The organism is Posidoniimonas polymericola (assembly GCF_007859935.1).
Taxonomy (GTDB): Bacteria; Planctomycetota; Planctomycetia; order Pirellulales; family Lacipirellulaceae; genus Posidoniimonas; species Posidoniimonas polymericola.
Genome location: NZ_SJPO01000003.1, coordinates 11682 through 25159, shown reverse-complemented (window position 1 = coordinate 25159; position 13478 = coordinate 11682). Strand labels below are relative to the sequence as shown.

The window sequence follows — 13478 nt, the reverse complement described above, 5'->3', positions numbered from 1 at the left end:
GAATTGCCCTTATTGGGGTTTTGTTGTTTCTAGCCGCACCGGCCCCAGCAGCCCAAACGGAACCGGACCGGCCGACTCGGGCAGCGGTCGGGCGTTGGTCCAGGTCAGGCGTTGGTCTGCGGGCAGTTGCTGGTCGGCAACCATCCGGTTGCGCCACACGCCGGCAACCTCAACCTCGAGCTGGTTCCGACCGGGCCGCAGCGCGTCGGTCACCTCGACGCGGTAGGGCGGCGTCCAGGCGACGCCGCACGCTTGCCCGTTGACGATCACCCGCGCCATGCCGGCGACCTCGCCCAGATCGATCCACGCCCGGCCGGCGGCCTGCTGCGGCTGGGCGACCATGCTGGTTGTGTAGCGGGCGGAGCCGACAAACTGCTGGGCCGCCGGGTTCGGCAGGCGGGTCAGGTCCTGCAGCCTGGTGAGCGTCATGGTCGCCGGCGGAGACCCCACGATGCTGTCGAAGCCAACCCGCCAGATTGCGTCGAGCTCGTTGATCTCGGGGCGGCCGAAAATAGGCGGGGGGGTTTCGTCCTCGTCGGTCAGCACCACCAGCAAAGACTGCCAGGGCGACAAGCGGAGCGGCGCGCCCGCGCCGCTGGCCGGCAGCGGCTCTCGTCGACCGGTGACCGGGTCCCACGCCTCGGCGTGCTCGATCGGCACACGGGGCTTGAACACCAACTCGCGCGGCGCGTCCTGTTGGTTGGCGATCAGGTAGGCGTCCCAGCCAGGGCCACGGCGGTGGGTCCACGCGAGCTCGGTGACCGGTTCGCCAGACGGCTGAGAAACCTGAAAGTCGGGCGCGACGCCGATCGACGCGAGGTGCGGCTCCCGCCAAGCGCCGACCGTTACGTTGGGGCTGCGAACCAGCCGCGCCACCAGCCGTCCGACCTGGACGTCGTACTCGCTGTCCTCGTGCCGGCCGAGCGTGCGGCTGGGGAACTCCGCCAGCAGCACCCGCCCGCCCGCCTCGGCGATCTCGAGCAGCTTCTCGGCGACCTCGACCGTCATCCCACCCGGCGCCGACGGCCGCGGCGCGGGGATCACCAGCAGCGCGTAGCTAGCGCCCCCCTGCAGAACGATCCGCCCGTCCTGCACGGCCGCCAACCGCAGCAGCGCGTCGCGATTGAGCGAGTCGTACTGGTAGCCCTGCAGCGGGTTGGACCAGGCGGCCGGGTCGGAAATATTGGCGGAGTGCCTGACCCCCTCGGGAACTTCCCGGGTCGGCGTTCCCTCGTTGGCCAGTCGCTGCTGCTCACGGGCGAGCTGCTCGGCGCCGAACAATCCAGCCAGCGTCGACGCGAGCTGCTCGGGCAGCACGCTGCGGCTCGGCAGCTCCTCGCCGGTGAACACAGCGATGTCCACCACCGGGTCGCCCTGCCGCAGGACCGACTGCAGCCGCCGGCAGTAGCCGATCCAGGCGGGCGCCATCGGCTGCCAGGCCTGGTCGCGCTGCAGATAGGCGCCGATGCCATTGAGCGTGACGCCGGGCTGGCGGTCGAGCCACGGGTTGTGCATCCAGACGTGGTACACCAGCTGGTTCACGCCGAGGCAGAAGTGGCGGTCGGCCTGCGGCTTGAGCAGGGCGGGCGTCTCGTCCCAGCGGATGCGGAGCTGGGTAAAGGCCTCGGCCCCGATGACCCGCTTCCCGTAGATGTGCCCCGCGGAGATGGCGTCGCGGATGTCGGTTGGCTTGTCGTGGGTTGGGCTGTCACGCCAGAACTCGCCCATCGGAATGTCGACGTGCTGGAAGTGCCGCAGCCCGTCGCCGAGCATGGTCGGCGCGGTGCACTCGGCCGTGAACTCGACGCCGGCCTCACTGGCGAGCTGCTCGAGCGTTCCAAAGAACGCGTCGTCGAGTTGGTCGGTCAGGGTCCGGCGGAAGTCATAGAGGAAACGCTCGGAAGCATCGGGAGAGTCAATAATGTAGCCGGCGAGCGTTGGCAGCCACCGGCGCGCGGCGTAGCCGCCGCGCTTGATGAACTCTTCGGGGAGCGACTCGGTCCAGTTCTGGCTGCCGCACTCCCAGCTGTCGACGTGCAGCCGGGTCAGCACGCGATCGGCGAGCGGGCCGCCGAGCTTTTCTCGTGCGGCGCCAAACCAGCTCTGGTACTGCAGCCGGACGGCCGCCGGGTTGAGCTTGTCGCACTCTAGGCCGCGGCCACCGCCGCCGGTGGCGTTCTGCTTGCCGGTCGACGTGTGGCCGAAGCGGAGCACGGTCCACTCGCCCGGCGGCGCGTCCCAGCGGAGCATGTTGTCGGGGCCGAGCTGGTCGCTGAGATCAAGAATCGAGGCGCTTGCCACGCGGGCGGACGCGGGGTAGCGTTCGCGCGTCGGCGGCGAGATCCGCCACACCGCGCCCGACTTGCCGCGGTACTGGTGGACGCGAGCAGCGCCCGACAGCTCGATCCCCTGCACCTTCAGCACCGGGCTCCACTTGGCGGAGTCGAGTTCCTCGGCGCCCGGCTCCGAGCCGGCCGGGTCGAAGGCGAGCCGGAAGTAGCGGGAGGTGACCTCCGGCACGGCGTGCGTCACCGGCCGGCCCTCGTCCTGCCAGCCGTGACGCGGCGGGGCAAGCCGGCTGACCACACGGTACGCATGGCCATCGTCGCTGACCTCGAGCCGCAGCCGCTGGCACTGGTAGTTGCCGCCGTCCGGGCGGATTGTGACCGACCGGCAGGTGAACGGCGCCTCGAACGCGAAGTCGATCACGCACGGCTCGGCGGAGCGGAGCCGCTCGCTGTTGCCCGCCACGACCAGCTGCTGCGCCTGCTGGCCTTCGGCGTTGGTGGTCACCGTGACCGGCACGTTCGCCGTCGAGACTCCCTCGCCCTGTGGAGTGGGGAAGGCCAGCACGGCGATCTCTTGGTAGTAGCCCTCGCGCGCCAGCGGCCGCGGCAGCTCGAGCTCAACTGCTTGGCCGCCTACAGCCGACGCCCGAGACCAGACTACCTGCTGCATCGACTGCTCGGGGGTGATCCACGGCCCGCCGGCCAGGGCGAAGCCGTCGCTCAGGTGCATCGCCAGGCGTAGCTCGAGCCGGTCGGCCTCGCTCGCCGCGTGCCGGACCAGCTCCCACCACTCGGGGGAGAGCTGTGTTGCGGGCGGCGTGATCAGCGGCGGCTCCTGCGGCCCGTAGATCGGCATCAGGTACGCGCCGCCGATGCCGGCCGCCTGCATCGCTTCGAGGTCCGCGGTGATGCCCTCGGCCGACACGGCCGCATCGAGCCAGTACCAGAAGACCCACGGCTTGGCGTCGGCGGCGGGAGTGTCGAACGCCCGGCGCAAATCGGCGATCTCTGCCTGGGCCGGCGGGCAGATCAGCGCAACGAGCAGCCCAGCCAGGGTGAGCACGGTTCGGGTGACGCGCGAGAATGGGTACAAGTCGGGCCTGGCTGCGGGGTGACTTGGCTGGACGGAAGTAGTTGAGGGGCCTCTACTTATGCTAGCGGCAGAGGTCCCCGGTTTTCCACGACGGGGCCGCTCGATTCGGGCCTTGTTTTCCGTCAGGCTTGATTGTCCGGCGTTCGCTCGGCGGTTTCAATGAGCTGGATGACGACGATCTCTCGCTTCACAGCAATTCTCCTGGCGGCCTGCTGCGCCGCCGCCAGCGGCGCCGAGCGCGAGCGTCTGTCCGACAACTGGCTCTTCCACCTCGGCGATGCCGAGGGCGCCCAGCGACCCGAGTTCGACAGCAGCGAATGGTCCGGCGTGCGGCTGCCCCACGACTGGAGCATTGGCCTGCCGCGTTCTGCCGACGAGCCGAGCGCCGGCGGGGGCGGCTTCTTCCCGACCGGGGTCGGCTGGTACCGGCGTGAACTCGAGGTCGCGGCCTCGCCCGGCGAGCGGTGCTGGCTGGTGTTCGAGGGCGTGTACCGCAACGCCGAGGTCTGGTTGGATGGTCGTCGCCTCAACAACGGGCGCCCCGATGGGCAACCCGGCAGGCACGCCTACGGCTACACCCCGTTTCAGTTCGAGGTGACCGAGCAGCTGCGGTCGCCGGGCCCCCACGTGCTGGCGGTCCGCGTCGACAACTCGGCCCAGCCAAACAGCCGCTGGTACAGCGGATCGGGCATCTACCGGCATGTCTGGCTCGAGCGCCGGCCGCTCCGCTCGATCACGCCCGACAGCTGCGTGGTGCGGGTCGACAAGCTCGGCGCGACGACCTGCAACCTCTCGGCCGAGGCAGAAGTCGTCAACGCGACGCCCCACGAGTTCGTGGGCCGCCTGCGGCTAGAAATCATCGCCGCGTCGGGCGAGGTGGTCGCGGCCGCGACCCAGCCGGTCCGTGTTCCCGCCGACGGATCGCAAACGGTTGCGCACTCGCTCCGCGTGATGGACGTTCAAGCCTGGGGCCCCGCGGACCCGGCGATGTACACCGCGCTGTGGGCGATTGAGCCCGAACAGGCCGACCCAGAATTCGGTCCTGAGGACGAGCACGCCGTCTCGTTCGGCATGCGGACCGTGACGGTCGACGCCGAGCGTGGGCTGCTGATCAACGGCGAGCCGGTGGTCCTCTACGGCGGCAATGTGCACCACGACAACGGCTGCCTAGGCGCGGCCGCCTACGACGAGGCCGAGGAGCGTCGGGCGCAGGCCCTGGCAGACGCCGGCTTCAACGCGGTGCGGACCTCGCACAACCCGCCCTCGACCGCGTTCCTGACGGCCTGCGACCGCCTGGGCCTGCTGGTCATCGACGAGGCGTTCGACTGCTGGGCCGCCGCCAAGGTCGAGCACGACTTCCACGAGCACTTCAAGCAGGACTGGCGCCGTGAGCTGGCCGCGATGATCCGCCGTGACCAAAACCACCCGGCGGTGATCATGTGGAGCATCGGCAATGAGATGTACGAGCGCGGCGACGACCACGCCCCGGCGATCGCCAAGGAGATGGCAAGCTTGGCGCACAAACTTGACCCCACCCGCCCGGTCACGGCTGGCGTCAACGGGATCGGCGAGGACAACTGGCGCAGGCTCGACGCGTTATTCGCCGAGCTCGACGCCGTGGGGTACAACTACGAGCAGCCCCGCTACGACGACGACCACCGCCGCGTGCCGGACCGGGTGGTCTACACCAGCGAGTCTTACCCCAAGGACCTCGCCTACAGCCACGACGCGGCCGCGGGCCGCCCCTACGCGATCGGCGACTTTGTCTGGTCCGGGATCGACTACCTCGGCGAGGCCGGCATCGGCTTGGCGTTCCCCCCCGGCGCCGTGGCGCTGCCCCACTGGGAGGGCGTGCACTTCCCTTGCCACGGCGCCCTGTGCGGCGACATCGACATCACCGGGTACCGCAAGCCGATCTCCTACTTCCGCAATATCGCCTGGGGCCGCGGCGAGCGACTGGCCGTGGCCGTCGTCGAACCCGCCCCCGATAACGGGCAGTGGCAGCAGACCCTGTGGTCGACCGAACCGCTGCGATTCAGCTGGACCTGGCCTGGTCACGAGGGCGAGCGACTGACGGTGCAGGTTGCCAGCCGCTGGCCGACGGTGCGGATCGAACTGAATGGCCGGAAGGTCGGCGAGGTTGCGACCGGACCCGAGCGCGGGTATGTCGGGTCGCTGAGCGTGCCGTACGCGGCGGGCGAGCTGACCGCGGTTGCACTCGACGAACACGGTCGAGAGCAGGAGCGGAGCACACTCAAGACCGCCGGCCCCGCCCAGCAGATCACGCTCTCCTCCGAAGAAAGCTACCTCGACGCCAACAGCCAAGACCTGTGCTTCATCGAGGTCGAAATCCAGGACGCCGCCGGTCGGCTCCGCCCCAACGCCGAGCACCAGGTCACCTACACGCTGTCAGGCCCGGCCGAGATTATTGGCGTCGGCAGCGGCAACCTGCTCTCCAACGAGACCTACAACACCAGCCAGCGCCGCGCGCACCACGGCCGGGCGCTGGTCGTGCTCCGCGGTGGCGAATCGCCCGGCGAGGTCACGCTCACCGCCCAGGCCGAGGGCCTCGAACCCGCCAGCCTTACTCTCAACGCCGCGCAGTAGGCTTCGGCCAAGCTGCGGCTCAGCCCCCCAAGACATCCATGCACGACCGACTCCAGATAGTTGCCACCCTGCTGCTAACCGCCGCCGTGGCGGACGCCGCCACGTCTCTTCGCGTCGACCTGAGCGCCGCCAGCGGCCGCCGCGACGCCGAGACCCTCGGCTGGCACGAGTGGGAAATCAAGGAGACCAACGAAGCCAGCCAAGCGTTCGACGGCGTCACGATCACGCTGCGGGGAAACGTGCGGGGGTTCTTGCAGAAGGCGAGCCTGGCGACCGGCGCCACTATCGGCGCCGACGGCGTCGAGTCCGACGGCGCGGTCGAGATCGTTCTCGAGGGCCTGCCGGCTGGGCCGCACTCGCTCGCCACCTACCACAACCAACCGGGTAAGCAGCCTGTGGGCCAGGTGAACCTCACCGCAGCTGGCGCCCGCGTGGAGCTGACGCCCAGCACGAACGCGCAGACCAATGAGGAGGTCGCCACCGGCTACGTGACGTTCGACGCCGTCGCGGGCGAGCCGGTCAGCGTCGCCCTTGAAGCGGCCGACGGTCGTGTGGTGCTCAACGCCCTCGAACTCGACGCCGGCGACCCCCGCGTCCAGGCGTCCACGCCGACGCCCGCCAACTTCGTCGAGCACGCCGACGGCGACAGCGGCCAGGTGCGACTGTCTTGGAAGGCGCCTCGCGGCGGATCAGCGGCGCGGTACCTGGTGCGATTGGCTGCCGGCAAAGACCTCGAGGAAGCAAGCGCAGGCCTGGGTAGCGCCGAGCCCGCGGAAACGACTTCCAGCAAACAGGTGATGGAAGTCGACCCGAGCGACAGCCTGCGGCACTACTGCTGGCGGGTCGACGCGGTCGACGCCGACGGAAACACCACCGTGGGCGACGTCTGGTCGTTCCGCGTCCGCCACCTGGCGTTTCCGGGCGCCGAGGGCTACGGACGGTTCGCCCGCGGCGGCCGTGGCGGACGAGTCATCAAGGTCACCACGCTGTCCGACGGCGGGCCGGGGAGCCTGCGGGCGGCGATCGAAGCCGACGGCCCACGCACGATCGTGTTCGACGTCAGCGGGCGGATCGACCTCAAGGACCGCCTCGTGATCCGCGACAACTACCTGACCATCGCCGGCCAGACGGCGCCGGGCAAGGGGATCTGCATCTCGAACTTCAACCTCGGCATGATGGGCGCCCACGACAATATCGTCCGCTACCTCCGCGTCCGGCCCGGCAATACCTCCGGCGAGACCCTCGACGGCATGGGCATGGCCAGCAGTGACCACTCGATCGTCGACCACTGCTCGATCAGCTGGACGCAGGACGAGTCGTTCAGCTCGCGCGGCGCGAAGAACATCACGCTGCAGCGGACCCTGATCAGCGAGGCGCTCAACATCGCCGGCCACCGCAAATACCAGGACGGCAAGCAGCACGGGTTCGCCGCCAGCATCAGCGGCGACATCGGCAGCTTCCACCACAACCTGCTGGCCCATTGCGCGGGCCGCAACTGGAGCCTGGCCGGCGGCCTGGACCAGGCCGATATCCACGCCGGCCGGTTGGATATCCGCAACAACGTGGTCTACAACTGGGGCTACCGCACGACCGACGGCGGCGCCAAGCAGGTGCAGTTTGTGGCCAACTACTACAAGCCGGGCCCCGCGACCACCGTGTTCCACGTGCTCAAGCCCGAGCGGAATCACGCCTTCGGTCCGCAGGACTACTTTGTCGAGGGGAACGTGATGGAGGGCCGCTATGGCCCCGAGCCTCCGCTGGCAGGGGTTGTCGGGCCGCGCGACGAACCGCTCTCGGAATTTGTCTACGACAAGCCGTTCTTCCCGTCGTACGTTCAGACCGAGTCGGCCGAAGACGCGTACCTCGATGTGCTGGCCGATGTCGGCTGCAACGTCCCCTGCCTGGACGAGCACGACAAACGCGTGCTCCGCGAGACCCGTGACGGCACAACCACCTACCAGGGGAGCCGCAGCGGCATGCCCGGCCTGCCCGACGCGCAGGACGATGTCGGCGGTTGGGAAGACTACCCCGAGGAGCACCGCCCCGCCGACTGGGACACCGACGCCGACGGACTGCCCAACGCCTGGGAACTCGAGCACGACCTCGATCCTAACGACCCGGCCGACGCGGCCGCCGATCCCAACGGTGATGGCTACACCAACCTCGAAGACTACCTGAACGGGCTGGCCGGCTGAACCAGCCCTTACCAGCCGCCAGCCCACCCGGCCCGCTCGGCCTACTACCCCCACAGCCCGCCATCACCCTGTCCCCTGAAGGGCCGTAGCATGTGCCTGGGAGTCCGGTCGCGTGGGGGCGAGATTAAGCCGCTCGCCCGCGATGCGAGGAGTAGGGCCTTCCCGATGCGCTCCACCGCATGCCTTAGCGTTGGGTTCCTGTAAGACGACTGCGGGCGATGCCCCTCAAACGGCCCCTGAATGCAACGGAAGTCCTTAATACCGCAGGATTTGGAGACCTCGAACGTCTGAAAAAAAGGCGATCGGTAATCGCAATTTTTCGCAGACGGTTGTTAGTATAAGGGGGTAAGACCGTGGCGCTACGACCGGATCGATTGATCCAGACCTTATCTCGCGACTGCGGTGCGGCATTCGTCTCGTTCGCTTTTCACCCGATGTACGACCTGGAGCCATCTGCAGTGACGGGAGGGTCGCTCATGAGCTAATTGCGGCGGGGATTGTCTGCGCGGCCGGCATTCCACCAACGCTCTACTGACTGCTTCTATTTCTTTGCTTCGCGTCGCGGCAACGCTTCGCTGTCGACAACATTGACGCACTTATCTACCTGAGGAGAACTAATGAAAGTTACAACTTGGTGCTTCGGCCTGCTGGCCGTGGCTCTCATCGCGACGCCCGCCAAGGCGGCGTCACTTCTCGCCTACGAAGGCTTTGATTACGCGGACGGCACCGACATTGGCCTCGGCGCCGGCGCCGACACCGGCACCGGCTGGTCCGCCGACTGGGCCCGCAACAGCTCCAACGGCGTCGAGAACAGCCTGCGTGCTGTCGTCGGCAGCCTCGGCTATCAAGACACCGACGGCCGCGTGCTGGCGACCTCCGGCGGCTACGGCCTGGTCGACTGGAACGGCCTGCTCCCCGACAACGCGGACGCGGCTGGCTCGGGCTCAAACAAGAACGCCCAGTGGTTCCGCAACCTCGACCTGTCCGCCACCGGCGCCACAAACATGGGTGAGCTGGTCGGCCCGGGCAACTCTTACTACCAGTCGTTCATCGCCGAACGGCGTGGCGTGCTCGATCCGGTTGTTGTCGACACGAACGGCGACATGATCGCCGACACGACCGTCAACGCCCCGAACGGCTACTCTCGCAACGCCCACTACACTCTGGTCAACGGCAACCGCTTCGGCGAAGCGGTCCAGATCGGTGGCGTCGGCGTAAAGAAGGACGCCTGGACCCTCCGCGCCAAGAACTCGGCCGCCGAGGACCAGGTCAGCGACGTGCGGTTCTCCTACAACCAGCAGTTTGTGGTTGTGAAGGTCACCCCGGGCGTCCTCGACGTGAATGACCCGAACTTTGTCCCCGACCTGGTCGAGGTCTGGTTCAACCCGCTCCTCTCGTCGGAAGGCGCCGCGGGCGCTCCCGACCTGGTGAAGTACGTCCTCGACAACGACGTCGCCCCGTACGATGTCGCTCAGACGGGCGTCGCCCTGGCCGCCGGTAACTTCAGCGGCAACCGCAGCGGTTCCGTGATGGCCTTCGACGAGATCCGCGTCGGCCTGAACTGGGGTTCGGTTACCCCGTACGTCGGGCAGGTGGTTCCCGAGCCCGCCTCGCTGGCCCTCCTTGGGCTGTGCGGCCTCGGCCTCGCCGGCGCTCGTCGCCGCAGCTAGTTGATAGAAAGCGACTTGGTGGGCTTGCCCGTCAGGTTGGAGTCGTGCAGCGCGGCGCCCGTGGCAATGCCGCGGGCGCCGCACGCCGCACGCAGGCCCTAACGACCGCCTTTTCCAAACCGTCGCCACCACGGCCGTGCAGATCGGTCAACTACAAATCAAGCGACTCAGACCCCACGCGGTGACTATTCTCACCAAAGTCACGCGCTTGGCCGGGGTTTGATTCTTGCGCCAGGAACAGCGCATACACCGCGGGCGGATCGCCCGGGATTCAGGTAACTCGATCGGATAGGAGGCTTCGCCTAGGGGCGAAGCGAGGTGATGAAACGGGCGAAGAAAGCGGCAACCCTGCTGGCTGCAACGGGTCTGATGTTTGGCGCTGCGGCGGCAAACGCCCAGACGACCCTGGAAGAATTCCAGTGGAACAAGCTTGCGCCGGCCGGCGTGCAAGACTGGACCGTCGGCTCGAACTGGATGGCGCCGACAGCCCCCCCGGGCAACGCCACCTACCCCGACGACCCAATGCACACCGACGTCGACACCGAAGCGATCGGACCGGTGGTCGGCGCCAACCTGGCGGTCGGTCTGACCTCGGACCTCAATGTCAGCATCGGCAACTCGGACATCACCATCTCTTCGCTCAAGCTGGGCGTCAACGGACGCACCACCACCATCAGCGGCGGCACGGGCACCCTGCTCTTCAAGCAGGACGAGCCCTCGCTCATCGAGGTGAAGCCCGACCCGGACGACGAAGAAGACCCGCCTGCGATGGTCGACTTCTACACGTGCTCGTTCAACTGCGGAACGTCGCTCGTGACGAGCCTGGGCAGCACCTCGACGAACGTCATCAGCGCCAAGATCGGCTCGGTCGAGTCGATCGACTTCTCCGGCCCCCGCACGCTCACGCTGTCGGGCGGTCTGTACGAGGTCGCCAGCAGCCCGGCCGACGACACGACCTCCAACAACACGATCTTCCGCAGCCACATCGGCACGTACAACCCGGCCGTCGGGATCGACAACCAGCCCCGCCTGCTGGTGACCGGCCCGCTCGTGACCGTGGACGACAAGGTCCTCAACGCCGATATGACCCCGACCGACCAGGCGCTGACGCTCAACGGCGGCGGTCCTGGCACCCCGCAGTTCCTCAACGACGACAATACCGAATTCGGCCAGGGCTTCGCCCACGGCATCATCGACCTCGCGGGCGGGATCAGCGGACCGGGCAAGCTGCGTCTGGGAACCCAGAGCCGCGCCGACGAGGCGGTGCCGCTCGGCACGGTCGTGCTCTACGACAACACCTATACCGGCGGCACCACTATCGACCGCGGCAACGTGATCCTCCGGAGCAACAACGCGTTCGGGCCCACCGGCACGGTGCAGAACGGCAACCCCGCCAACCAAATCGGCTACAACCTGATTGTTGAGCCGGGCGTCGGCGAATCGGCGGTCGGGCTGGAGCGGGTGATCACCAACCCCTGGAACGTCCCGCACGACTTCACCGTGAAGGGGCAGCACTCGCTGAAGCTCACCGGCAACGCGCCGGCTTCCAACAGCGCCGGCTGGGTGAACAACCTAGAACCGGGCGCAACGTTCACCATGACAGGGCGGATCTACACCTCGGAGAACCCCGAGAACATCTACACATTCGACGGCAGCGGCCGCACCGTTATCCAGGGCGTGATCGCCAATGCGGCGAACGCGTTCCTCGACAGCGGCGGCCCTCAGACCACCATGTTCCAGAAGCTGGGAACCGGCACGGTTGTGGTTGAGTCAAGCCTGCACGGCGCCACCAACACCTTCAAAGCCGGCACCTCCAACCCGACCTCCGACACCATCCTGATCAGCGGCGGCAACCTCCACTTCGCCGCCATCGGCGACATGGGCGCCGCCAGCGGCACGGTCCGGTCTACCGGCGGCGCGATCGGCGTCGACACCGGCACGATCGCCGCCGTCAACAACGGCTCGGGCAACTTCGCAAACCGCTTCAGTAACTTCGCGATGCGTCCGACCTACCCCGGACTGTTCCCGAACAGCGAAGTCCCCGGCTTTAGCGAGTACGACAACGGCGGTCTGATGCTGACCACCGCGGCCGACGCCGCTGCAGCGATCAACTTCACAACGGGCAACATGGCCCGCTTCCAGGACATGACCCTGGCGGCCCCCGAGGGCGGGATGACCTTCACCGGCACGATTACGCCGGCGAACAGCACCTACCGCCTGGGTGGCGGCAGCGGCACGCTGACCATCGCGGCCAGCAAGCTGGCGGGCGCCCCAAACCTGGTCGTCACCAATGGTGGCGACTACAAGAACCCCAACGGCGAGGACCGCGAGCGGCTAGGCATGGTGCGTCTCACCGGCACGACCACCAACGCGCTGTCCACCAAGATCCTGGCCCGGTACCACTCGACGCTGCAGGACCAGGCCGCCGCGGACGACGTAGCGCTGGCCGAAGAAGAGCAGCTGCAGGGCACCACGCTGGCGGTCGCCAGCCTGGCGGACGGCGCCAGCAGCATCGGCTCGTCGACCTCGGCCGGCAGCCTGCTGATCCAGGGCTCGACCCTCCGCTACGAGGGCGCCGCCGGCAGCACCAACCGGCAGTTTACCATCGGCACCGCCGGCGCCACGCTTGACGCCTCGGGAACGGGGGCCATCAACTTTACCAGCACCGACGCCCTGACCATGGACACCGCGCAGTCGCGGGGGGGCATCGTCGACTCGTTCGAGAAGCGTGGCGGAACCCTTGGCGGCGACCTCTACGACCTCGGCGACACCAGCGACCTGCTCATCGGCATGGGGGTCAGCGGCAACCTGATCCCGGACGACACCGTGATAACGAGGATCCTCAGCCCGACCCGCGTCGCCCTCAGCAACGCGGTCGAAGAGGGCACCTTCGCCACCAACACGACCGTCAGCTTCACGGAGGTCGATCGCTACCTGACGCTTACCGGCGACAATGCGGGCGACAACCGCCTGGCGGCCCAGATCGTCGACTCCGCCAACAGCGGCGTGGTGGGCGTCGAGAAGTCCGGCGCGGGCAAGTGGGTGCTTAGCAACGCCGCCAACAACTACACCGGCGACACGATTGTCGAAGACGGTGTCCTCAGCCTCGAGGCCGCCTTCCTCGCCGACAGCTCGGACGTCCGCCTGTTTGAGGACGGCACGCTCGACCTGAACTTCGCCGGCAGCGACGACATCAACTCGCTGTACTTCAACGACCTGCCGGTCTCGATCGGCACGTGGGGCAGCCTGGCTTCCGGCGCCGACAACAAGCGGGATTGGTTCACCGGCCTCGGCATCCTGAACGTCGGCATGCTCGGCGCGATCGGCGACCTGGCCGGCGACTTCAACCGCGACGGCGTCGTGAACGCGGCCGACTACACCGTCTGGCGTGACAACGACGGCGCCGCCAACGAGGACGCCCTCAACGGCAACGGCGACGGCCTAGGCGGCATCGACGGCAACGACCTGGCCCTGTGGAAGAGCAACTACGGGGCGACGCTCGCCTCTGCGAGCCTGGACACGGGCGCCGTGCCCGAGCCTTCGGTCCTCGTGCTGATGCTGGCGGCCGCGCCACTCGGCCTGCGGGGCCGGCGCCGCTAAGCAAGCATCCCGCCTGCTGGCCAAC

Annotated in this window: 5 protein-coding genes; 4 read left to right on the top strand and 1 reads right to left on the bottom strand. The window is 68.0% G+C overall.

Annotation, left to right across the window (positions count from 1 at the left end):
• Positions 1-9: 9 nt before the first annotated feature.
• The gene (locus Pla123a_RS06890) at positions 10-3351 is read right to left on the bottom strand and encodes a glycosyl hydrolase (protein ID WP_146585252.1); all 3342 of its coding nucleotides are present in this window, start codon (positions 3349-3351) and stop codon (positions 10-12) included.
• A gap of 189 nt (positions 3352-3540) precedes the next feature.
• On the opposite strand from Pla123a_RS06890, the gene Pla123a_RS06885 reads away from it, so the two are divergent.
• From Pla123a_RS06885 to Pla123a_RS06870, 4 genes are all read left to right on the top strand, one after another.
• Complete coding sequence (locus Pla123a_RS06885; protein WP_146585250.1) at positions 3541-5988, top strand: glycoside hydrolase family 2 TIM barrel-domain containing protein; 2448 nt, start codon at positions 3541-3543, stop codon at positions 5986-5988.
• A gap of 38 nt (positions 5989-6026) precedes the next feature.
• Positions 6027-8183 carry a pectate lyase family protein gene (locus Pla123a_RS06880; RefSeq protein ID WP_146585248.1) on the top strand — a complete coding sequence of 719 codons (2157 nt, stop codon included), beginning with the start codon at positions 6027-6029 and terminating at the stop codon, positions 8181-8183.
• 617 nt (positions 8184-8800) lie between these two features.
• The gene (locus Pla123a_RS06875; protein ID WP_146585247.1) at positions 8801-9853 is read left to right on the top strand and encodes a PEP-CTERM sorting domain-containing protein; all 1053 of its coding nucleotides are present in this window, start codon (positions 8801-8803) and stop codon (positions 9851-9853) included.
• Positions 9854-10174: 321 nt separating this feature from the next.
• Complete coding sequence (locus tag Pla123a_RS06870) at positions 10175-13453, top strand: autotransporter-associated beta strand repeat-containing protein (protein WP_146585245.1); 3279 nt, start codon at positions 10175-10177, stop codon at positions 13451-13453.
• Positions 13454-13478 lie beyond the last annotated feature (25 nt).